The sequence below is a fragment of the Pseudomonas stagnisoli genome, assembly GCF_048595745.1.
Lineage (GTDB): Bacteria > Pseudomonadota > Gammaproteobacteria > Pseudomonadales > Pseudomonadaceae > Aquipseudomonas > Aquipseudomonas alcaligenes_A.
The window spans coordinates 4,132,940-4,154,252 of the sequence record NZ_CP184361.1 but is presented as its reverse complement, the minus strand read 5'-3'; the positions used below and the strand labels follow the sequence as shown (position 1 = coordinate 4,154,252).

Below are 21,313 nucleotides of genomic sequence, written 5' to 3'. Positions count from 1 at the left end.
CTTTTCTGGCATACTCCCGCGACTTTTTTATCGATGTAGTGGAGTTCACAGCCCACTACACAACGTTCGGAAGACTCGGCCACGGCCGACGGGGACCCTCATGACGCAAGCCAACACCGCCGTTTACACCGACATCAGCGCTGCCCAACTGGTCGAAGAGGCCATTCGCCGTGGCGAAGGCGAGCTGGCCGCCAATGGCTCTCTGGTAGTTCGCACCGGCCACCGTACCGGCCGTTCTCCTGCTGACCGCTTCATCGTCCAGGAGCCGAGCACCGAGTCCAAGATCGCCTGGGGCAACATCAACCGTCCGTTCCCCGCGGACAAGTTCGATGCCCTGTGGGATCGCGTCGAGGCGTTCAACGCCGCTCAGGACCACTTCGTTTCGTACGTCCATGTCGGCTCCGCCGCCGAGCACTACCTGCCGGTGAAGATGACCACCCAGACCGCCTGGCAGAACCTGTTCGGCCGCTGCCTGTTCATCAACCCGGAAACCTACAACCCGGGCGCCAAGGCCGAGTGGCAGATCCTCAACGTCGCCAACTTCGAGTGCGTACCGGAGCGTGATGGCACCAACTCCGATGGTTGCGTGATCATCAACTTCGCGCAGAAGAAAGTTCTGCTGGCCGGCATGCGCTACGCCGGTGAAATGAAGAAGGCCATGTTCTCCGTGCAGAACTTCCTGCTGCCGGAAGCCGACGTGCTGCCGATGCACTGCGCCGCCAACATCGGCGAAGAAGGCGACGTGACCCTGTTCTTTGGCCTGTCCGGCACTGGCAAGACCACCCTGTCGGCCGACCCGAGCCGCTACCTGATCGGCGACGACGAGCACGGCTGGGGTGAGGGCGTGGTGTTCAACATCGAGGGTGGTTGCTATGCCAAGTGCATCGACCTGTCCGAGAAGAACGAGCCGGTGATCTGGAAAGCCATTCAGTTCGGCGCCGTGCTGGAGAACGTGGTCCTCGACGAGAACCGTGTACCCGACTACGCCGACGACAGCCTGACCCAGAACAGCCGCGCGGCCTACCCGCTGGAGCTGGTCGAGAAGCGTTCCGAGAAGAATCTGGGCGGCGAGCCGAATGCCGTGATCTTCCTGACCTGCGACCTGACTGGCGTACTGCCGCCGGTGTCGATCCTCAGCGAAGAGCAGGCGGCTTACCACTTCCTGTCCGGCTACACCGCACTGGTCGGTTCCACCGAGATGGGTTCGGGCGGCGGCATCAAGTCGACCTTCTCCACCTGCTTTGGTGCGCCGTTCTTCCCGCGTCCGGCCGGTGAGTACGCCGAGCTGCTGATCAAGCGCATCCGTGGCTTCAACTCCAAGGTTTACCTGGTCAACACCGGCTGGACCGGTGGCGGCTACGGTGTCGGCAAGCGCTTCAACATCCCGACCACCCGTGGCGTGATCGCGGCCATCCAGAGCGGCGCTCTGGTTGGTGCCGAGACCGAGCAGCTGCCGATCATCAACCTGAGCGTGCCGAAGGCCGTTCCGGGCGTCGAGACCAATCTGCTCAACCCGCGTAACACCTGGGCGGACAAGAACGCCTATGACGAAGCTGCAAAGGGCTTGGCCCAGCAGTTCATCGATAACTTCAAGAAGTTCGATGTGTCTGACGCCATCCGCAACGCCGGCCCGCAGCTGTAAGCTGCAGGTCAAAGCAAAAAGCCGCCCGAGGGCGGCTTTTTTGTGCCTGTCCGCCTGGCGGCTCAGGCATAGGTTGCAGCGTAGGGCTCCGGCCTGGCCGGATCGTTCTCAGGCCGCTCGGGGCGGCTGGCGATGTCTGTGATGTTCTGCGCCTGGTCGTTGCGCTGTTGCGCCTCACTCAGATTGCGTGCGGTCTCCAACGTGCTCGGCTGGCTATCGACTTGGCCTTCGCTGGCGACTGCCAGATAGGTTTCGATCTGCCTTTGCTGCGTGTTGGCGCTGTAGATCTGGGTGGCGGCGCCGCGCGTGGCGGCCTGGCTCAGTTCGCGGCTCTCCTGGCGCTCGGCGACTCGGTCGGAAGCAGCGTCCACGGCCTTGTTCACCTGTTCGGGATTGGCCGGGCCGTACTTGTTGATGACCTGAGTCGAGAGAGGCAGGTTGCCGCTGTAGCCATTGATCTGCATAGGTGACGTTTCTCCCTGCACTTGCCTAGGTTCAATTTAATCCCCGTTTGGCTCCGGGCATTAGATTGATTGGCGATAGCCAAGCGGCTTTAGGGTGGCTTAGTCCCGGGGCCGCTCGGCTGGCTGGCGGCGGGCGCGCTAGTCGATGACCTCGGCGCCCTGGATGGTCAGCTCCGGCAGGGCGGCTGGCATCGGGCAGACCTGCAGGTACTTGATGCTTTCGCGCGGAATCATCAGCAGGTCGCCATCCACCTCGATGCTCAGGAAGGGCGATTCCAGCTGTTTGCGCAGGGCACGGGCGACGGCGGCCGGGTCCTCGCTCTGCTTGGGAAAGCGCAGGGCCAGGCGCTGGCCATCCTGGAAGTACAGATAGAGATGCTTGAGTGGCTTCATGGGGCTCCTTGACGGGCGCCCCGCTGGGCGCCGCTAGCTGCGATCGGCCAGCACGCCGATCAGGAAGAAGACTAGTAGCAGGACCGGCGACAGGGTGAAGTTGTTGAAGTAGCCCAGGCCCTTGGCCAGCCAGGGCGTGAGGAAGACGATGGCGAGGCCGTAGCCGATGGCGCAGACCAGCACGAAGATCAGGGTGCGCAGGACGAAGTTGAGGCCGCTGATGGACTTCTGCACCCAGGCGTTGATGCCGGGCCCGAACAGGACGAAGAGCGTGGCCATGATGGCCAGGGAGATGTCGTACAGGTTGCCACGGCACCAGCGCGAGAGGGTGGCGATCAGGTCGAGTACGAGATCCATCGGTGGTCCTTGTTGTGATGATCGGGCGCGGGCAGTTTACCGTCTGTCGACGGGGCTGCCGAGAGCTGGTGCATGCTGTGGTTCAGGGCAGGAAGTGCTGCAGCAGGTCGTTGAGGAACAACTGGCCTTCACGGGTGGCGACCAGGCGCTGCGGGTCGGCCTGCAGCAGCTGGCGCGCCTCGGCCTCGCGTCTTGCCTGCTCCAGGCTGGCCAGCGGCAGGCCGGTGCGTTGTTCGAACAGTGCGGCGGGCGCGCCGTCGCTCAGGCGCAGCACGTTCATCAGGAACTCGAAAGGCAGCTCCCCGGCATCCAGCACGCGCTCGCCGGCCTGGAAAGCCTTGGCCGGGTCGAGGTAGTCCTTGGGCAGGCGGGTCTTCCAGGTGCGGACGATGCGCCCGTCCGGGGCGCTCAGCTTGGCGTGGGCGCCGGCGCCGATGCCGAGGAAGTCACCAAAGGTCCAGTAGTTGAGGTTATGCCGCGCCTGGCGGCCAGCCTGGGCATAGGCGGAGACCTCGTACTGCGCGAAGCCTTCGGTGGCCAGCAGGGCCTGGCCGGCTTCCTGGATGTCCCACAGCAGGTCGTCTTCGGGCAGCTGCGGCGGCTGGCTCCAGAATACCGTGTTGGGCTCCATGGTCAGTTGGTACCAGGACAGGTGCGTCGGCCCCTGGGCGATGGCGGTGCGCAGGTCGTACAGGGCGTCCTCGATGCTCTGCTCGGGCAGGCCGTGCATCAGGTCGAGGTTGAAGTTGTCGAAGCCGGCGGCGCGCGCCATATCGGCGGCGCGGATCGCCTCATCGCCATTGTGGATACGCCCCAGGGCCTTGAGCTTGGCTTCCTGGAAGCTCTGCACGCCGATCGACAGGCGGTTGATGCCCAGGCTGCGGTAGTCGCGGAACTTGGCCTGCTCGAAGGTGCCCGGGTTGGCTTCCAGGGTGATCTCGATATCGCTGGCGAACGGCACGCGCTGCTGCACGCCCTGCAGCAGCCGGCCGAGTGCCTTGGCCGAGAACAGGCTGGGGGTGCCGCCGCCGAAGAAGATCGAGGTCAGCTCGCGGCCGTGCACGTGGCCCAGGTCCTGGTCGAGGTCGGCCAGCAGGGCGTCGACGTATTCCTCTTCCGGCAGGCTAGGCCCGGCGGCATGCGAGTTGAAATCGCAGTAGGGGCATTTGCGCACGCACCAGGGAATGTGGATGTATAGCGCGAGAGGCGGCAGCACGAAGCCGCCGCCGGTGGTGTCGTTCATTGCAGGCCCAGGCGCTGTTTGAGCAGGGCCATGGCGCGGGCGCGGTGGCTGATGCGGTTCTTCTCGTCGCTGGCCAGTTCGGCGCTGGAACACTGGCGCTCCGGTACCCAGAACAGCGGGTCGTAACCGAAGCCCTGTTCGCCACGCGCTTCGTGCAGGATGCTGCCATGCCAGAGGCCTTCGCACAGAATCGGCAGTGGGTCGTCGGCATGTCGTACCAGGGCCAGGGCGCAGACGAACTGGGCGCCGCGCTCGCCGTCCGGGACATCCTTCAGGGCGTCCAGCAGCTTGGCGTTGTTGGCGGCGTCACCCTGGCCATCGGCATAGCGCGCCGAGTAGATGCCGGGGGCGCCGCCGAGGAAGTCCACGGCCAGACCGGAGTCGTCGGCCAGCGCCGGCAGGCCGGAGACGCGAGCGGCATTGCGTGCCTTGAGGATGGCGTTCTCGACGAACGACAAGCCGGTTTCCTCTGGCTCGACGCTGGAGAATTCGCCGATTGAGCGCACGCGCACATGCTCGCCGAGCATGGCCTGGAGTTCCTTGAGCTTGCCGGCGTTGTGGCTGGCGAGTACGAGTTCTGTGAGCAGCATCATTCGTCCGGGAAGACTTCCTGGTTGAAGGTAAGGGTGTGCGGGGCTGCGTCGCCGATCTGCACCTGGACGCTGAAGGTCAGCATCTCGCGCTGGCGCAGCGGGAACTCGGCGAGGTAGTACACGGCGCCGCTTTCCAGCACCTGTTTGAACTTCAGCTCGCTGGTCTGGCCCAGCAGGTTCTTCAGGGTGCCGCTGACCTTGGCGGCCTGGCCCTTGCCGTCTCTCAGTGCGGCGATGTTGAGCACACCGACGGTCTTGCTGCGGGTCAACCCGGCGGCGGCGGCCACATCGGGCTGCAGGAAGCTGGAGTTGAACACGCTGTAGTGCACGTCCAGCTCGCCGAAGGTCTGTTTACGCTCGGCAACCGCGGGCAGGGCGAGCAGCAGGCAGAAAACCAGGGATACGAAGCGGCGCATGGCGGAACCTCCGGATTAGATGGCGACGCGGTGGCCGGACAGGCCGGCCCCGCTGACACGATAGATGCCGATCTCACCCAACAGATTAGGCCAGAGTCGGCTGCCCAGGTTGTGGCGGTGTTCGTGGTCCACTGCCAGGCGCTCCTCGACCCGCGCGCCGAGTTCGTGGCAGAGGCGCTCGAAGTCCTCGAAGGTGCAGAAGTGGATGTTCGGCGTGTTGTACCAGGTGTAGGGCAGGAAGTCGGAAACCGGCATGCGGCCCTTGGTGGTGAGGTACCAGCGGCAGCGCCAATGGCCGAAGTTGGGGAAGGTGATGATGCAGGTCTTGCCGACGCGCAGCATCTCCGCCAGCACCTTGTCCGGGTACTTCAGGGCCTGCAGCGACTGGGTCATCACCACCACGTCGAAGCTGTTGTCGGCAAAGTTGCCCAGCCCCTCGTCGAGGTTCTGCTCGATCACGTTGACGCCGCGCTCGATGCAGCGGGCGATCTTCTCTGCGTCGATCTCCAGGCCGTAGCCGCCGACCTGCTTGTGGTCACGCAGGTGTTCGAGCAGCGCACCGTCGCCGCAGCCGAGGTCGAGCACGCGGCTGCCCGGGGCTATCCAGTCCTGGATGATTTCCAGATCCGCTCGCATATCAGACCTCGATCCGTTTCATGTAGGCGCCGAAGGCCTGCAGGTAGCGCGGGATCGGCATGAGGAAGGCGTCGTGGCCCTGCGGCGCGTCGATCTCCAGGTAGCAGACGTTCTTCTTGGCGGCCAATAGCGCATCGACGATCTCCCGCGAGCGCGCCGGCGAGAAGCGCCAGTCGGTGGTGAAGGACATCAGGCAGAAGTCGGCCTTGGCCGTGCTCAGGGTCCTGGCCAGGTCGCCCTCGTGAGCGGCGGCCGGGTCGAAGTAGTCGAGCGCCTTGGTCATCAGCAGGTAGGTGTTGGCGTCGAAGCGCCCGGAGAACTCCTCGCCCTGATAGCGCAGGTAGCTCTCGACCTGGAACTCGACGCTGTGGAAGTCGTAGTTGAGCTTGTCGGTCTTCAGCTCGCGGCCGAATTTCTCGCCCATGGCGTCGTCCGACAGGTAGGTGATGTGGCCGACCATGCGCGCCAGCATCAGGCCACGCTTGGGGATCACGCCCTGTTCCTGGAAGTGCCCGCCGTGGAACTCCGGGTCGGTGAGGATGGCCTGTCGCGCCACCTCGTTGAAGGCGATGTTCTGTGCCGACAGCTTGGGCGCCGAGGCGATGCACAGGCAGTGGCGCACGCGCTCGGGGTAGCTGATGGTCCACTGCAGTGCTTGCATGCCACCGAGGCTGCCGCCCACCACGGCGGCCCACTGGGTGATGCCCAGCAGGTCGGCCAGGCGCGCCTGGCTGTGCACCCAGTCTTCTACCGTCATCACCGGGAAGTCGGCCCCGAAGGGTTTGCCGGTCGCCGGATTGAGGCTGGAGGGGCCGGTGGAGCCGTTGCAGCCGCCCAGATTGTTGAGGCTGACGACGAAGAACTTGTCGGTGTCGATCGGCTTGCCGGGGCCGATGCAGCTGTCCCACCAGCCGGGCTTGCGCTCGTCGACGCTGTGGAAGCCGGCGGCATGGTGGTGACCGGAAAGTGCATGGCAGATCAGCACGGCGTTGCTGGCTGTGGCATTGAGCGTGCCGTAGGTCTCGTAGACCAGCTGGTAGTCGGCCAGGCTGCGGCCGCAGACCAGCGCCAGCGGTTCGCTGAAGCGGGCGGTCTGGGGGGTGACCAGGCCAACGGAGTCGGCGGGGAAAACAGTCGGCATCGACCCTGCTCTCGATCCAGGAAAGTGCAGCAGTCTAAAGAGCACGGCCCCCGGCAGCAAGCGCGGGGGCCGTGGTCAAGTGCCTGAATCCAGAGGCTTTCAGGCGCTATCGGCGCCGCCCTGCGAGCGTGCCGCCGTTGGCAGGCTGACCACCTTGCCCTGGCGCTGGATCGGCGCCGGGCGACGCAGCACGCGAAGCATCTCGCCAGCCTGGGCCAGCTGGGTTTCCAGCGTGGCCAGGTAACCGGCCAGCTGTTGGCCGCGCTGGCGCGCCTGCTGGGTTTCCTGGGCCAGGGCCTTGAGGCGCAGCATGTGGGTTTCCAGCATCTGCTTGTGTTCCAGGGTGTGCTGCATCAGCGGCATCAGGGCATCGCCCGCCCACTGCTCGGCCTCGGCGCGCAGACGCTGGTGCAGGCCCATGACTTCCTGCACCAGGGTGGCGAAGAAGCGCTTGGTCAGGCTGCGCTGCTCGGTGAGCAGGGTCTTGAGCTGCAGGCGGAACTGGTCGGCCTTGTTGCGCAGCTGCTTGAGCTCGCGCTGGTAGCGCTGGCTGTTGAACTGCGGCGCATCGACTCCGTGCAGCGGATTTTCCTCGTTGTGCCGGCGGTAGATGGCGGCGACCATCTTGTTGGCCATCTCGGCTTCCTGGGCCAGGTTGCCGAGGTCGTGCTCGACGCTGCGGAAGAACTGTACGATGGCCTGGTTGATGCCGAGGGTGGTCCAGCTGCCACTGAGGCCCTGGCGCACCTGGGTCAGGTGTTCCTCCAGGCGCTCCGGGCGCACAGCGATGCGCAGCAGGTCGCCCTGGCGCTTGAGCAGGCGCTGGTTGGTCTTCAGGCCCAGCAGGCGCTTGTGGTGCAGGGCGTGGTCTTCCTTGGTCTTGGCGGTCAGCTCGAACAGCAGCTGGCCGTTGTCGTGCTGGTGGTGACTGAGCAGCGCCTGCTGCTCGCGGACCTTCTCCAGACGCAGGTTGAGCACATGCTGGCTGTTGTTGAGCAGGGCCAGCACCTGGTTGACCACGCGCTCTTCGAGCAGGCGTTCCTTCTGCGCGACGATGCGCTCGCACAGCAGCTGTTCCAGGTCGGCCAGCTGGCTGCGCGCGAGCAGTTCCTCGTCCTTGCGCACCTTGGCGATCAGTGCCTGCTTGGCCGACAGCGGTAGTACGCTGGCGGCCGGGATGCCGAGTTGCTTGGCGGTGCTGTTGCGCACCAGGCCGATGGCCTTCTGCACGTACTCCTCGCCGGCCAGGTCGTCCCACAGCACGTCGATCTTGTTCAGCACGGCGAACAGGCTGGCCTGGGTGTCGTCATCGAGTTGGCGAATGTGCTCGTTCCAGATCGCCATGTCGCTGGCGGTGACGCCGGTGTCGGCGGCCAGCAGGAAGAGGATCGCCTGGGCGCTCGGCAGCATCGACAGGGTCAGCTCGGGCTCGCTGCCCAGCGCGTTGAGGCCCGGCGTGTCGAGGATGCGCAGACCCTGGCGCAGCAGTGGATGATCGAAGTTGACCATGGCATGTCGCCAGGCCGGCACCAGCACCTGGCCGGGCTTGCCGGCCGGCTCCAGCATGTCCGGCAGGAAGCCGAGCTGGATCGCCTGTTCCACCGGCATGGGTTTGGTCTTGGCCACCTGGGCGAAGGCCAGGGCCATGTTGTCCGGGTCGCTCGCGTCGAGCGGGATGTTCACCCAGTGCCGCGGAATACGCTTGAACTGCGCCACGCTGGCGTCGGTCATGCGCGTCTCGATGGGTAGCAGGCGGATGTAGGAGCGCTCCGAGCGCGGGTCGAAGAACAGCTCGGTGGGGCACATGGTGGTGCGCCCGGCATGCGACGGCAGCATGCGCTGGCCGTATTCGGAGAAGAACAGGCTGTTGATCAGCTCGGTCTTGCCACTGGAGAACTCGCCGACGAAGGCCAGGGTGATGTGGTCGGTACGCAGCAGCTTGAGGGCACGCTCCAGGCGGGCGTCCATCGCGTCCGAACCGAGCCTGTTGTGCGCCAGCCAGCTGCGATAGCGCGTGATCTCGCGCATCAGCTCGCGCTTCCAGGCGACATAGGCATCTACCTGCTGGCTGAGACGTTCCATGCTCATCCTGGCTCTCCTCTCGGGTGCGCATCCTGCGTGGGTCGGGGTGTTTGGCCGGACAATGCCCATGACTTTGCCGGAGATGCCTGCATTATGCGGTGAGGCGCGTGCTCGTCAATCGGCGCGCTTCACAACTTCGGCCAGCTGGTCACTCAGGGCGACCGAGTGGTCAGCCCTGGCAGTTCCGGCAGCCGGCGCGGAGCACGGATGCGCACCCGCTTCTGCCGGTTCAGTTCACCGCTTTCCAGGCTGACCTGGCTCTTGGCCACGCCGAAGGCGCCGGCCAGGAAGGCCAGCAGCTGGGCGTTGGCCTTGCCTTCGACCGGCGGCGCGGTGAGGCGGATCTTCAGACGCTCGCCATGCAGGCCGGCGAATTCATCCTTGCTCGCCTTCGGCTGCAGGTGGCAGTCGAGAAGCAGATCCTCGCCGTCCCAGCGGAACCAGCCCACCTCAGATGAAGGGACTGAGCACGGCCGGCATGCCGCTCATCATGGCCAGGTTGCCGATCACGAAGCGGTCGATCAGGTTCAGTGCGATGAAGGCGAAGATCGGCGAAATATCCAGGCCGCCGAGGTTCGGCAGCAGGCGACGGAAGGGCGCCAGCAGCGGTTCGCAGATCTGGTTGACCAGCTGCGCGCCGGGGTTGTAACTGCCGGGCGCGACCCAGGAGAGGATCACGCTGATGATCATGGCGAAGAAGAAGATCTTCAGGAACAGCGAGGTCACCGCAATGATCGCCCACACCAGCAGCTGCAGGCCGACGCTGGCCGGGTTGGCGCCGGCGATCAGGATGACCACCACCATCAGCACCAGTTGTACCAGGATTGCCAGCGCCAGCGAGGCCAGGTCGAGGCCGCCGAAGCCGGGGATGATCCGCCGCAGCGGCTTGAGCAGCGGCTGGGTGGCTTTCACGGTGAACTGGCTGAGCGGGTTGTAGAAGTCGGCGCGTACCAGTTGCAGGATGAAGCGCAACAGGACGATCAGCAGGTACAGGCTGCCCAGCGTCTGCACGATATAGATGAGGGCTTCAGCGAATCCGGACATGGACGTTCCTTATTGACCCAGTTGTTCGGCGAGTTCGGCGGAGCGCCGGGCGGCGGCGTCCAGTGCCTGTTGTACCAGAGCTTCGAAGCCGCCGGCCTGGAATGTCTTGATCGCCGCTTCGGTGGTGCCGTTGGGCGAGGTGACGCGGCGGCGCAGCTCGGCGGCTTCCACGTCGCTCTCGGTGGCCATGCGCGCGGCGCCCAGCGCGGTTTGCAGGGTCAGCTGGGCGGCGGTGGCGCGCGGCAGGCCGAGCTTCTCGCCGGCGGCGGTCATCGCCTCGATCAGCAGGAAGAAGTAGGCCGGGCCGCTGCCGGAGACGGCGGTGACCGCGTCGATCAGTTGCTCCTCGTCCAGCCACAGCGCCAGGCCGACGGCAGACAGCAGCTGTTCGGCTTGCAGGCGCTGGGCGGCGGAGACTTTCGCGTTGGCATACAGGCCGCTGACGCCCTGGCGCAGCAGCGCCGGGGTGTTGGGCATGCAGCGCACGATGGCGACATCGCCGAGCCAGCTGGCGAGGCTGGCGCAGGTGATGCCCGCGGCAATGGAGACGATCAGCTGGCCCGGTTGCAGGCTGGGGGCCAGGGCCTGGCTCACGCCCTTGAGCACTTGCGGCTTGGTGGCCAGCACCACCACGTCGGCGCCGGCAATGGCTTCGGCGTTGCTTTCGAACAGTTCGATGCCGAACTCGGCGGTCACCTTGGCGCGCTGCTCGGCGCCCGGGTCGCTGGCGCGAATGTGACTGGCCGGAATGCCCTGGGCGAGCAGGCCGCCGATCAGGCTGGTGGCCATGTTGCCGGCGCCGATGAAGGTGATGCGCGGGTGGGTCATGCAGATGCTTCCTTTATAGGGAGGGCGAGCCGTAGTCGCGGGCACCGAACAGCGCGGTGCCGATGCGGACCCAGGTGGCACCTTCGGCGATGGCCGCTTCCAGGTCTTGGCTCATGCCCATGGAGAGTGTGTCGAGGTCGGCGTGCAGCTCATCACGCAGCTGGCGCAGGCGCGCCAGGGGCGCGCGCTGAGCCTGCGGGTCATCGCTCGGTTCGGGGATTGTCATCAATCCGCGCAGGCGCAGCCCGGGCAGTTGTGTAACCGCCTGTGCCAGCGCGGGGAGTTCTTCCGGCGTGCAGCCGGATTTGCTGGCCTCGCCGCTGACGTTCACCTGCAGGCAGATGTTCAGCGGCGGCAGGTGCGCCGGACGTTGCTCGGACAGGCGCTGGGCGATCTTCAGGCGGTCCACCGAATGCACCCACTGGAAATGCTCGGCGATCAGCTTGGTCTTGTTCGACTGGATGGGGCCGATGAAGTGCCAGACCAGATCCAGGTCGCTCAGCTCGGCCTGCTTGGCCAGGGCTTCCTGCAGGTAGTTCTCGCCGAAGTCGCGTTGCCCGGCGGCGTGAGCCTCGCGCACCGCAGCGGCGGGTTTGGTCTTGCTCACGGCGAGCAGGCCGACGCTCTGCGAATCACGCTGCGAGGCTTGCGCCGCCTCACGGATACGCTCGCGAACCTTTGCAATATTCTCTGCTATGGTGGACATTACTTGCGCTCTATAGCCCGCCCGTCAGGGGTCTGCGGCATTCTACCCGCTTGCATTCGATTGGGGAGTCCCATGGATATTACCGAGCTGCTCGCCTTCAGCGCCAAGCAGGGCGCGTCGGACCTGCACCTCTCGGCGGGCCTGCCGCCGATGATTCGCGTCGACGGTGACGTACGACGGATCAACCTGCCGCCGATGGACCACAAACAGGTCCACGCGTTGATCTACGACATCATGAACGACAAGCAGCGCAAGGATTACGAAGAGTTCCTCGAGACCGACTTCTCCTTCGAAGTGCCGGGCGTGGCGCGCTTCCGGGTCAACGCCTTCAACCAGAACCGTGGCGCCGGCGCCGTGTTCCGGACCATTCCCTCCAAGGTCCTGAGCATGGAAGACCTCGGCATGGGCGAGGTGTTCAAGAAGATCACCGACGTGCCGCGCGGCCTGGTGCTGGTGACCGGTCCGACCGGTTCGGGCAAGTCGACCACCCTGGCGGCCATGCTCGACTACCTGAACAACAACAAGTATCACCACATCCTCACCATCGAAGACCCGATCGAATTCGTTCACGAGTCGAAGAAGTGCCTGGTCAACCAGCGCGAAGTGCACCGCGATACCCACGGCTTCTCCGAAGCCCTGCGCTCGGCACTGCGGGAAGACCCGGACATCATCCTGGTCGGCGAGATGCGTGACCTGGAGACCATCCGCCTGGCGCTGACCGCCGCGGAAACCGGCCACCTGGTATTCGGCACCCTGCACACCACCTCCGCCGCCAAGACCATCGACCGCGTGGTCGACGTGTTCCCGGCCGAGGAGAAATCCATGGTCCGTTCCATGCTGTCAGAGTCGCTGCAGGCGGTGATTTCGCAGACCCTGCTGAAGAAGGTCGGCGGTGGTCGGGTGGCGGCCCACGAGATCATGATCGGCACGCCGGCCATCCGTAACCTGATCCGCGAGGACAAGGTGGCGCAGATGTACTCGGCGATCCAGACCGGCGGTTCGCTGGGCATGCAGACCCTCGACGCCTGCCTGAAGAACCTGCTGAGCAAGGGCCTGATCAGCCGCGAGTCCGCGCGCGAGAAGGCCAAGACGCCGGAAAACTTCTAACAACAACGATGCCGCCGCGTTTGCGGCGGCCGCACACGAAACACACGGGCGGGAAAGATGGAATTTGAAAAGCTGCTGCGTCTGATGGTGGAGAAGGGTGGTTCCGACCTGTTCATCACCGCCGGCGTGCCTCCTTCGATGAAGGTCAATGGCAAGATCATGCCGGTGACCAAGAATCCCATGTCGCCGGAGCAGACCCGCGAGACGGTGCACTCGGTGATGAACGAGCAGCAGCGCCGCGAGTTCGCCGAGAAGCACGAGTGCAACTTCGCCATCAGCGCCCGTGGTATCGGCCGTTTCCGCGTCAGCGCCTTCTACCAGCGCAACCTGGCTGGCATGGTGCTGCGCCGTATCGAGACCAATATTCCGACCATCGACGACCTCAAGCTGCCCGAGGTGCTGAAGAAGCTGGCGCTGACCAAGCGCGGCCTGGTGCTGTTCGTTGGTGCCACCGGTACCGGCAAGTCCACCTCGCTGGCGGCGATGATCGGCTACCGCAATAAGAACACCAGCGGCCATATCATCTCCATCGAAGACCCGATCGAGTACATCCACCAGCACCAGAGCTGCATCGTCACCCAGCGTGAGGTCGGCATCGATACCGAATCCTTCGAGGTGGCGCTGAAGAACACCCTGCGCCAGGCGCCGGATGTGATCCTGATCGGCGAGATCCGTACCCGCGAGACCATGGACTATGCCGTGGCCTTCGCCGAAACCGGCCACCTGGCCCTGGCGACCCTGCACGCCAACAACGCCAACCAGGCGCTGGACCGCATCATCAACTTCTTCCCGCCGGACCGGCACAACCAGGTGTGGATGGACCTGTCGCTCAACCTCAAGGCCATCGTCGCCCAGCAACTGGTGCCGACCCCGGACGGCAAGGGCCGGCGTGCGGTGATCGAGGTGCTGATCAACACCCCGCTGGCCGCCGACCTGATCCGCAAAGGCGAGGTGCACGAGCTCAAGGGCCTGATGAAGCGCTCCACCGAGTTGGGCATGCAGACCTTCGACCAGGCACTCTACAGCCTCTACAGCCAGGGTGAGATCACCTACGAGGACGCCCTGCTCTACGCCGACTCGGCCAACGACCTGCGCCTGATGATCAAGCTGGGGTCGGAGACCGACGGCGAGCACCTCACCAGCATGAGCGAAGGCCTCAGCCTGCAGGTGAGCGAGGACGATCCGGGCCGGCGCTTCCGCTAGTTCCGCGTTCCTCCGCGCGCGGGCGAATCACCTTGCCGGCGCGCAGGCCGACGGCCAGTGCCTGCCCGTGGCGTTGTTCGCCACTGCGCGCTCGCTGCATCAGCTGTGGGATCAGCGGGCCCTCCGGCAGATTCTTCCAGAAGCGCACCGGCAGATTGTTCTCCAGCACGTCGCGATTCAGGCGCGCCGGGTTGAAGGTGCTCTCGTAGTAGGCCAGCCACAGCTGCTGGCCCTGATCATCCGGCGCCTGCGCCCATTGCCGCCACTGCGGTGGACAGCGCAGTTCGTGGCGTAGGCGCTGGCCATCCCAATACACCCCGTCATGCGGCGTAGCGATCAGCCAGCTGTGCTGGCCCATGCGCTCGGCGAAGTGGCTGCTGGCACTGGCCAGGATGTCGTGGGCGGGCTCGTGCCAGGCGACGAAATCAGGACCCTCGGCGTCCGTACAGGGCTGGAAACGCAGGAAGGCATGCAAATGGTGCGCTTCGCGGCGTACGGCCTTGAGCCGTCGGTGCAGCTCACTGCCGTCCGGATCGCCCGCCAGCATGGCGCTCCGTTCGCCCTGAGATACTCGCCACAGCACCCGATAGAGCAGGCTCCAGCGCTCCGCGCAGCGATAGCGCGCGGCCTGCTCCAGCAGCTCCAGCAATTGGCGCGGCACCCTGACCGGGGCGTCGGCTGCTGGCGGCTCAGTGGGGGCGTGTGTGCGGGCGAACAGATCGTCGTCGGCGTCCTGCTCGCACCAGGTGATTTCCTGCGGCGCGATGCGCTGTGCCAGCAACTGGCGCGCGACCTGGCGCCAGCCGCTGAAGCTGCCGTCGAAACGGGCGCTGTGCATTACCAGAGCGCCATCTGTGCCGGCGTCTCGCTCAGTTGCCGGCGCAGGTTGTGCGACTCGCTTTCCTGCAGCGGCGGCCGGTAGTCCTGGGTGACGATAAAGGGCCGGGCCTTGTCCAGCGCGCAGCGCAGGCGGGTGACATCCTCGTAGCGAATGCGCTTGTGCCGGCGCAGCTCCACCAGGCGCTTGGCGCTGAGCACGCCGATGCCAGGCACGCGCGCGATCAGGGCCGGTTCGGCGCGATTGAGGTCGACGGGAAAATGCTCGCGATGGTTCAGTGCCCAGGCCAGCTTGGGGTCGATGTCCAGCGCCAGATTGCCGGGGCCGCTGAGCAGTTCGCCAGCGCTGAAGCCGTAACCGCGCAGGAGGAAATCGGCCTGGTACAGGCGGTGTTCGCGCAGCAGCGGCGGCGCCTCGAAAGGCACGCTCTTGGGGCTGTGCGGAATCGGGCTGAACGCCGAGTAGTAGACCCGGCGCAGGCGGTAGGCGCCGTACAGCGACTGTGCCGTGTGCAGGATGGTGCTGTCGTCGGTGGCGTCCGCGCCGACGATCATCTGCGTGCTCTGCCCGGCCGGGGCGAAGCGCGGGGCACGCTTTTCCACCCGCGCCTCGCTCTCGCCCTGGTGGATCGAGTGCATGGCCTGCTTGATGGTGCCCACCTGCTTCTCCGGCGCCAGGCGGATCAGGCTGCTCTCGGTGGGCAGCTCGATGTTGACGCTGAGGCGGTCGGCGTAGCGGCCGGCCTCGGCGATCAGCAGCGGGTCGGCGTCGGGGATGGTCTTCAGGTGGATATAGCCACGGAACTGGTGTTCCTCGCGCAGCAGCTTGGCCACGCGCACCAGCTGCTCCATGGTGTAGTCGGCGGAGCGGATGATGCCCGAGCTGAGGAACAGGCCGCTGATGCAGTTGCGCCGGTAGAAGTCGAGCGTCAGGGTGACGACCTCCTCGGGTGTGAAACGTGCGCGCGGTACGTCGCTGGAGCGGCGGTTGACGCAGTACTGGCAGTCGTACAGGCAGAAGTTGGTCAGCAGGATCTTCAGCAGCGCCACGCAGCGCCCGTCCGGCGTGAAGCTGTGGCAGATGCCCATGCCGTTGGTCGCACCCAGCCCGCTCTTGCCCTTGGAGCTGCGCTTGGGGGCGCCGCTGCTGGCGCAGGACACGTCGTACTTGGCGGCATCGGCGAGAATGGTGAGCTTGTCGATCAACTGCATGGTGCAACTCGATAACTGTTTTTATATACAGTATTTCGCGAGGCCACGAGTCGCAAGACGGAAGTTGTAACGCAAGGGATTTCGCCCGCAGGGCAACCTTGCGTAGAGTGCGCGGTCAGTACAACGACGTTAATCGCAGGAGGCAGGCATGCAACGACAGGACAAGCACAGCAAGGTCATCGGTTATCTGCTGTGGATCTTCGGCTTTCTCGGCGCCCACCGCTTCTACTATGGCAAGCCGGTGACCGGGACCATCTGGTTCTTCACCCTGGGCCTGTTTTTCATCGGCTGGATCATCGACCTGTTCCTGATCCCGAGCATGGACCGCGAGGCGGACCTGCGCTTCACCGCCGGCGACACCGACTACAACGTGGCCTGGATACTGCTGACCTTCCTCGGCGTGTTCGGTGTCCATCGCATGTACCAGGGCAAGTGGATCACCGGGATCATCTACCTGTTCACCGGTGGCCTGTTCCTGCTCGGCGTGCTCTATGACTTCTGGACGCTGAACACCCAGGTGTCGATCAAGAACGCTTCGCGAGCCTGAATCAGGACACAAGAAAAAGCCCGCCGATTGGCGGGCTTTTTTGTGCTCGTACCGTTCAGCTCTGGTAGCTGATGCGCCCGTCGACCAGGGTGTAGCGTACCTGGCCGGGCAGGCAGTGGCCGATGAACGGGCAGTTGCCGCCCTTCGAACGCCAGGTCTCGCCGGCCAGGGTCTGAACTGCGGCGTCGAACAGGGTGATGTCGGCCGGCGCGCCCACGGCCAGGCGTCCGGCGGGCAGGCGCAGGGCCTTGGCCGGGCCGCTGGTGAGGCGGGCGAGCAGGGTCGGCAGGTCGAGCAGGCCGTCCTGCACCAGGGTCAACGCCAGCGGCAACAGCAGCTCGGCGCTGCTGATGCCCGGTTCGGTGGCGCCAAAGGGGGCCAGCTTGGCATCCGCCTCGTGCGGCTGGTGGTGGCTGGCGATGGCGCCGATCACGCCGTTCTTCACCGCCTCGCGCAGGCCGTCACGGTCGAACGCGGTGCGCAGCGGCGGTTGCACGTGGTAGAGGCTGGAGAAGCCGAGCAGCGCCTCGTCGGTGAGGATCAGCTGGTACATCGCCACGTCGGCGGTCACCGGCAGGCCACGGGCCTGGGCGTTGGCGATCATCTCGGCGCCGCGGGCGCTGGTGATCTGGCTGAAGTGGGCGCGCACGCCGCTTTGCTCGACCAGCAGCAGGTCGCGGGCCAGGGCCACGGTCTCGGCAGTTTCCGGGATGCCGGCCAGGCCGAGGAAACTGGCGGTGGCACCTTCGTGGGCCAGGCCGCCGGCAGCCAGGTCGGCATCCTGGGCGTGGAACACCACAGTCAGGTCGAATGTGGCGGCGTATTCCAGGGCGCGGCGCAGGGTGCGGTTGCCCGCTAGCGGTGCCAGGCCGTTGCCGAAGGCGACGCAGCCGGCGTCGCGCAGGGCGACCAGCTCGGCCAGCTGCTCGCCGGCGAGGCCCTTGGTCAGCGCGCCAATCGGGAACACCTTGGTGTGCCCGGCTTCCTGGGCGCGGTCGAGGATCAGCTCGGCCACGGCCGGGGTGTCCAGCACCGGCTTGGTCAGCGGCGGGCAGCACAGGCTGGTGACGCCGCCGGCGGCGGCCGCCAGGGTCTCGCTGGCGATATTGCCCTTGCGGCTGTAGCCCGGCTCGCGCAGGGCCACCGACAGGTCGACCAGGCCGGGGCTGGCGATCAGGCCGCGGGCGTCGATCTCCTGGTCGGCGGCGAAGCCGGCCGGTGCCTGGTCGAAGGCGGCCAACTTGCCGCCGTCCAGATAGAGGTCGCGGACCTGGTCCAGGCCGCTGGCCGGGTCGATCACCCGGGCTCCGAGGATTCGGCTACGCATCAGTTCTGCTCCTCGGCATTCAGTTGACGCTGGGCGGCCTGGCCGCTCATGGCCATCGACAGCACGGCCATGCGGATGGCGATGCCGTAGGTGACCTGGTTGAGGATCACCGACTGCGGACCGTCGGCCACCGCCGACTCGATTTCCACGCCGCGGTTGATCGGGCCCGGGTGCATCACCAGGGCATCCGGCTTGGCCAGCTTGAGGCGTTGCTCGGTCAGGCCGTAGAGCTTGTAGAACTCGCCTTCGCTGGGCAGCAGGCCGCCCTGCATGCGCTCGCGCTGCAGGCGCAGCATGATCACCACGTCGACGTCCTTGAGGCCCTCGCTCAGGTTGTGGTGCACGCTGACACCGTACTGCTCGATGCCGACCGGCAGCAGGGTCTTCGGTCCGATCACGCGGATGTCCGGGCAGCCCAGCGTTTTCAAGGCCAGCATGTTCGAGCGCGCCACCCGCGAATGCAGGATGTCGCCGACGATCGCCACCGAGAGATTCTCGAAGCTGCCCTTGTGCCGGCGGATGGTCAGCATGTCGAGCATGCCCTGGGTCGGGTGCGCATGGCGGCCATCACCGCCGTTGATGATCGCCAGGTCCGGGCACACGTGCTCGGCGATGAAGTGCGCGGCGCCGGAGTCGGCATGGCGTACGACGAAGATGTCGGCGGCCATGGCTTCGAGGTTGCGCAGGGTGTCGAACAGCGTTTCGCCCTTGCTGGTCGAGCTGGTCGACACGTTGAGGCTGATCACGTCGGCCGAGAGGCGCTGGGCCGCCAGCTCGAAGGTGGTACGGGTGCGCGTGGAGTTCTCGAAGAACACGTTGCACACGGTCTTGCCGCGCAGCAGCGGGACCTTCTTCACCGCGCGGGCGCCGACTTCGAGGAAGGAGTCGGCGGTGTCGAGGATTTCCGTGAGTAGCTCGCGGGGCAGGCCGTCGAGCGAGAGGAAGTGGCGCAGCTGGCCCTGGTCGTTGAGCTGCAGCGAGCGCTTGGCGTCGATGGGCATGGGGTATTCCTAGGCGGAAAGGCTTTGCAGCTCAAGGGTGAGCGGCGCGGGGCCGGACAATTTTACCCGTTGCTCGGGGGCCAGGGCGAGGGTGGCGCCGAGCACGTCGGCGTGGATCGGCAGCTCGCGGGCATCCAGATCGAGCAGGCTGACCAGGGTCACGCTGGCCGGGCGACCGTAGTCGAACAGTTCGTTGAGGGCGGCGCGGATGGTGCGCCCGCTCATCAGCACGTCGTCGATCAGCACCAGGTGCTGGTCCTCGATCTCGAACGGCAGCTGCGAGGGCTTGACCTGCGGGTGCAGGCCGCTGCGGGTGAAGTCATCGCGGTAGAAGGACACGTCCAGGGTGCCCAGCGGCTGGTCCAGGCCCAGTTCACGCAGCAGCGCCTCGGCGACCCACACGCCACCGGTGCGGATGCCGATGAAGTGGGCCTGGGCCACGCCGCGGCGCGCCAGCAGCGCCTTGAGGTCAGCGGCCATGCGTGGCAGCAGCTGTTGGGGATCGGGCAGGTTCATCGGCAGTCCTCGCAATCGTTAAAGGTTCTGTTCCAGCCAGCCTTCCAGCAGCAGGGCGGCGGCCAGGGCATCCACCGGGCGCTCGCGGTAGCCGCCGCGCTGGCCCTGGGCCAGGCGCTGGCCCTTGGCCTCGAAGGTGGTCAGGCGCTCGTCGTGGGTGTGCACCGGCAGGTTGAAGCGGCCGTTGAGGCGGCGGGCGAACTTCTCGGCGCGCTCGCTCATTTCGCTGCGCGTGCCGTCCATGTTCAGCGGCAGGCCGACAACGATGGCGTCCGGCTGCCACTCCTTGATCAGTGCCTCGACCTGCTGCCAGTCCGGCACGCCGTTCTGCGCCTTGAACACGCACAGCTCGCGGGCCTGGCCGGTGATGGCCTGGCCGACGGCGACGCCGATCTGCTTGGTGCCGTAGTCGAAGCCCAGCAGCAGGCGTGGCGTGGCGCTCATGCGTGGCCGGCCTGGGCGGTGAGTAGGCTGAGGTTGATCCCTAAGCGCGCGGCGGCGGCGGACAGGCGCTGGTCGAAGGGGGTGTCGAAGAGGATGTCGCTGTCGGCCGGGCAGGTCAGCCAGGCGTTCTCGGTCAGTTCGGTCTCCAGCTGGCCGGCTTCCCAGCCGGCGTAGCCGAGAGTGATCAGGTGTCTGCTCGGGCCATGGCCATCGGCGATGGCGAACAGGGCGTCCTGCGAGGTGGACAGGGCCAGTTCGCCCAGCTCCAGGGTGGCCTGGAAGCTGTGTCCTGCTGGGTGCAGGACGAAGCCGCGGTCGGTCTGCACCGGCCCGCCGGCGAAGATCGGCAGGCTCTGGCACAGGGCGGGTGGTGGCTCGTCCGGGCGCAGTTGCTCCAGCACGTCGGCCAGGTTGAGGCCGTTGGGGCGGTTGATCACCAGGCCCATGGCGCCCTGCTCGTTGTGCTCCACCAGGTAGGTGACGGTCTGCGCGAAGTTCGGATCGGCCATGTGCGGCATGGCGATCAGGAAGTGATGCTTGAGGTAGCTGGGAGCGGTTTTCATGGTCGCTAGTTTCGACCCTGACGGCGCCGTCTTCAAGCGTGCGATGCGCGCACTAGTTGCTGGACAGACGGTCGCCGCGCTCGAAGCGCCAGGTGCGAATGATTTCCAGGCGGTCGATGTCTGCCAGATCGCCGGTGAAGGGGGCGAAGGGGGCGGCCAGGCGGACGATGCGCAGGGCAGCCTGGTCCAGCACCTGTTGGCCGGAGGATTCGAGGACCTGCACCTCGTAAAGGGTGCCGTCGCGGTTGATCGACACCAGCATGCGCAGGCTGCCGTAGATGCGCTGGCGGCGGGCCTCCTCGGGGTAGTTGAGGTTGCCGACGCGCTCGACCTTCTTGCGCCACTCGTCCTTGTACCAGGCGCCCTTGTCGCGCATGGTCGAGGCGGCGTTGAGGCGATGGATCTTCGGGCGCTTGGCGTAGAGCTGCTGCTCCTGCGCCAGTTGCGCTTCCAGGCTGGCGATCTCGGCGGATAGCTGGGTGGTGTCGAAGATCGGCGCCTGCTGGGCGTCGGGCTGCGGCTCTTCTTCCTTCTGCTTGGTCGGTGCCTTCTGCGGCTGCGGTTTGCTGGTGGTCAGCGCGGTCTTGGTGGCGACGGCCTCCTTGCGCTGGGTCGGCTGCGGCGCAGCGGCCGGAGTGACCTTGTTCACCTTGCTGTCCTGGAACGGCGCCTGTTCGGTGGTCTTGGGCGCCGCCTTGTGCTCCAGGGTACCGCTGCCCTGCTGGTTGTCCTGGGCGAGGAAATCCGCCTCTTTGGGTTTCTCCTCGCTCTTGAAGGTGGACAGGGTGATTTCCAGGGTCTTGCTGATCTCGCCGGGCTTGGCCAGGGTGAAGCTGACGCCGAGGATCAGCGCCAGGTGCAGCAGGGTGGCGACGAACAGGGTGAAGCCCAGGCGATCCGCAGGGCGGATGCCGGAGCTGGTCAGTTCGGCTGGAGGTTTCAGTGCTGCATTCATCGGACTGGGGCGCAAATCGAATTGCCGCGCAGTCTGCCGGCTAGAGCTGGGCGCCT

General features: G+C 66.0%; 25 protein-coding genes. 4 read left to right on the top strand and 21 right to left on the bottom strand.

The annotated features are described in order from the left end of the window. The first annotated feature begins 100 nt into the window (after positions 1-100). Positions 101-1,642, top strand: a complete 1,542-nt coding sequence (locus tag ACOAPY_RS19910) for a phosphoenolpyruvate carboxykinase (RefSeq protein WP_076581200.1) — start codon at positions 101-103, stop codon at positions 1,640-1,642. Between the two features lie 62 nt (positions 1,643-1,704). Here the strand turns inward: ACOAPY_RS19910 and ACOAPY_RS19905 are convergent, their stop codons facing one another. The 13 genes from ACOAPY_RS19905 to ACOAPY_RS19845 all read right to left on the bottom strand — a co-directional run bounded on the left by ACOAPY_RS19905 (position 1,705) and on the right by ACOAPY_RS19845 (position 11,545). Beyond that, complete coding sequence (locus ACOAPY_RS19905; RefSeq protein WP_465154463.1) at positions 1,705-2,106, bottom strand: hypothetical protein; 402 nt, start codon at positions 2,104-2,106, stop codon at positions 1,705-1,707. A gap of 138 nt (positions 2,107-2,244) precedes the next feature. Next, positions 2,245-2,499 (bottom strand): hypothetical protein, encoded by a 255-nt coding sequence (locus ACOAPY_RS19900; RefSeq protein ID WP_021699018.1) that lies wholly within the window; start codon positions 2,497-2,499, stop codon positions 2,245-2,247. 33 nt (positions 2,500-2,532) lie between these two features. Then, on the bottom strand, positions 2,533-2,856 hold the full coding sequence (locus ACOAPY_RS19895; protein WP_021699017.1) for a DUF3392 domain-containing protein: 324 nt from the start codon (positions 2,854-2,856) through the stop codon (positions 2,533-2,535). 82 nt (positions 2,857-2,938) lie between these two features. Further along, complete coding sequence (gene hemW / locus ACOAPY_RS19890) at positions 2,939-4,099, bottom strand: radical SAM family heme chaperone HemW (RefSeq protein WP_465154462.1); 1,161 nt, start codon at positions 4,097-4,099, stop codon at positions 2,939-2,941. Then, positions 4,096-4,692 (bottom strand): RdgB/HAM1 family non-canonical purine NTP pyrophosphatase, encoded by a 597-nt coding sequence (gene rdgB / locus ACOAPY_RS19885; protein ID WP_465154461.1) that lies wholly within the window; start codon positions 4,690-4,692, stop codon positions 4,096-4,098. Before rdgB ends, hemW begins: the two co-directional genes overlap by 4 nt. Continuing rightward, complete coding sequence (locus tag ACOAPY_RS19880; protein ID WP_465154460.1) at positions 4,689-5,108, bottom strand: DUF4426 domain-containing protein; 420 nt, start codon at positions 5,106-5,108, stop codon at positions 4,689-4,691. Before ACOAPY_RS19880 ends, rdgB begins: the two co-directional genes overlap by 4 nt. Before the next feature lie 15 nt (positions 5,109-5,123). Further along, complete coding sequence (gene metW, locus ACOAPY_RS19875; protein ID WP_465154459.1) at positions 5,124-5,744, bottom strand: methionine biosynthesis protein MetW; 621 nt, start codon at positions 5,742-5,744, stop codon at positions 5,124-5,126. Between the two features lies 1 nt (position 5,745). After that, positions 5,746-6,885, bottom strand: coding sequence for a homoserine O-succinyltransferase MetX (metX, locus tag ACOAPY_RS19870; protein WP_465154458.1), 1,140 nt, complete (start codon positions 6,883-6,885; stop codon positions 5,746-5,748). Between the two features lie 99 nt (positions 6,886-6,984). After that, entirely contained in the window at positions 6,985-8,973 is a 1,989-nt protein-coding gene (locus tag ACOAPY_RS19865) for a dynamin family protein (RefSeq protein ID WP_465154457.1), read from the bottom strand. Positions 8,974-9,119: 146 nt separating this feature from the next. Further along, positions 9,120-9,416 (bottom strand): DUF167 domain-containing protein, encoded by a 297-nt coding sequence (locus tag ACOAPY_RS19860; protein WP_076581182.1) that lies wholly within the window; start codon positions 9,414-9,416, stop codon positions 9,120-9,122. Position 9,417: 1 nt separating this feature from the next. Next, positions 9,418-10,011 carry a YggT family protein gene (locus ACOAPY_RS19855; protein ID WP_076581180.1) on the bottom strand — a complete coding sequence of 198 codons (594 nt, stop codon included), beginning with the start codon at positions 10,009-10,011 and terminating at the stop codon, positions 9,418-9,420. A gap of 9 nt (positions 10,012-10,020) precedes the next feature. Beyond that, positions 10,021-10,839, bottom strand: a complete 819-nt coding sequence (gene proC, locus ACOAPY_RS19850) for a pyrroline-5-carboxylate reductase (protein ID WP_465154456.1) — start codon at positions 10,837-10,839, stop codon at positions 10,021-10,023. Positions 10,840-10,852: 13 nt separating this feature from the next. Then, positions 10,853-11,545: a YggS family pyridoxal phosphate-dependent enzyme gene (locus ACOAPY_RS19845; RefSeq protein ID WP_465154455.1), complete on the bottom strand. Its 693-nt coding sequence runs from the start codon at positions 11,543-11,545 to the stop codon at positions 10,853-10,855. Positions 11,546-11,617: 72 nt separating this feature from the next. Here ACOAPY_RS19845 and pilT point away from each other — a divergent pair, with 72 nt between their 5' ends. Further along, positions 11,618-12,652 (top strand): type IV pilus twitching motility protein PilT, encoded by a 1,035-nt coding sequence (pilT, locus tag ACOAPY_RS19840; protein ID WP_076581173.1) that lies wholly within the window; start codon positions 11,618-11,620, stop codon positions 12,650-12,652. Between the two features lie 57 nt (positions 12,653-12,709). Then, complete coding sequence (locus ACOAPY_RS19835) at positions 12,710-13,855, top strand: PilT/PilU family type 4a pilus ATPase (RefSeq protein ID WP_076581171.1); 1,146 nt, start codon at positions 12,710-12,712, stop codon at positions 13,853-13,855. Here ACOAPY_RS19835 and ACOAPY_RS19830 read toward each other — a convergent pair. Both ACOAPY_RS19830 and ACOAPY_RS19825 read right to left on the bottom strand, forming a co-directional pair. After that, positions 13,809-14,693 carry a TIGR03915 family putative DNA repair protein gene (locus ACOAPY_RS19830; RefSeq protein ID WP_465154454.1) on the bottom strand — a complete coding sequence of 295 codons (885 nt, stop codon included), beginning with the start codon at positions 14,691-14,693 and terminating at the stop codon, positions 13,809-13,811. The two genes, ACOAPY_RS19835 and ACOAPY_RS19830, sit on opposite strands and share 47 nt — an antisense overlap. Further along, the gene (locus ACOAPY_RS19825) at positions 14,693-15,904 is read right to left on the bottom strand and encodes a putative DNA modification/repair radical SAM protein (protein ID WP_465154453.1); all 1,212 of its coding nucleotides are present in this window, start codon (positions 15,902-15,904) and stop codon (positions 14,693-14,695) included. Before ACOAPY_RS19825 ends, ACOAPY_RS19830 begins: the two co-directional genes overlap by 1 nt. 148 nt (positions 15,905-16,052) lie before the next feature. Here ACOAPY_RS19825 and ACOAPY_RS19820 point away from each other — a divergent pair, with 148 nt between their 5' ends. Continuing rightward, positions 16,053-16,451 carry an NINE protein gene (locus ACOAPY_RS19820; protein WP_465154452.1) on the top strand — a complete coding sequence of 133 codons (399 nt, stop codon included), beginning with the start codon at positions 16,053-16,055 and terminating at the stop codon, positions 16,449-16,451. 55 nt (positions 16,452-16,506) lie between these two features. Here ACOAPY_RS19820 and ACOAPY_RS19815 read toward each other — a convergent pair whose 3' ends face one another. From ACOAPY_RS19815 to ACOAPY_RS19790, 6 genes are read right to left on the bottom strand one after another with little or no spacing between them, the layout of a single operon-like run. Beyond that, on the bottom strand, positions 16,507-17,778 hold the full coding sequence (locus ACOAPY_RS19815; RefSeq protein ID WP_465154451.1) for a dihydroorotase: 1,272 nt from the start codon (positions 17,776-17,778) through the stop codon (positions 16,507-16,509). Then, the gene (locus ACOAPY_RS19810; protein ID WP_076581161.1) at positions 17,778-18,779 is read right to left on the bottom strand and encodes an aspartate carbamoyltransferase catalytic subunit; all 1,002 of its coding nucleotides are present in this window, start codon (positions 18,777-18,779) and stop codon (positions 17,778-17,780) included. The genes ACOAPY_RS19815 and ACOAPY_RS19810 overlap by 1 nt, the downstream gene beginning before the upstream one ends. Before the next feature lie 9 nt (positions 18,780-18,788). Further along, complete coding sequence (pyrR, locus tag ACOAPY_RS19805) at positions 18,789-19,295, bottom strand: bifunctional pyr operon transcriptional regulator/uracil phosphoribosyltransferase PyrR (protein WP_076427405.1); 507 nt, start codon at positions 19,293-19,295, stop codon at positions 18,789-18,791. A gap of 18 nt (positions 19,296-19,313) precedes the next feature. Beyond that, positions 19,314-19,739: a Holliday junction resolvase RuvX gene (gene ruvX, locus ACOAPY_RS19800; RefSeq protein WP_465154450.1), complete on the bottom strand. Its 426-nt coding sequence runs from the start codon at positions 19,737-19,739 to the stop codon at positions 19,314-19,316. Beyond that, positions 19,736-20,302, bottom strand: a complete 567-nt coding sequence (locus ACOAPY_RS19795; protein WP_465154449.1) for a YqgE/AlgH family protein — start codon at positions 20,300-20,302, stop codon at positions 19,736-19,738. The genes ruvX and ACOAPY_RS19795 overlap by 4 nt, the downstream gene beginning before the upstream one ends. 52 nt (positions 20,303-20,354) lie before the next feature. Continuing rightward, positions 20,355-21,257 carry an energy transducer TonB gene (locus ACOAPY_RS19790; protein ID WP_076427411.1) on the bottom strand — a complete coding sequence of 301 codons (903 nt, stop codon included), beginning with the start codon at positions 21,255-21,257 and terminating at the stop codon, positions 20,355-20,357. Positions 21,258-21,313: the final 56 nt, after the last annotated feature.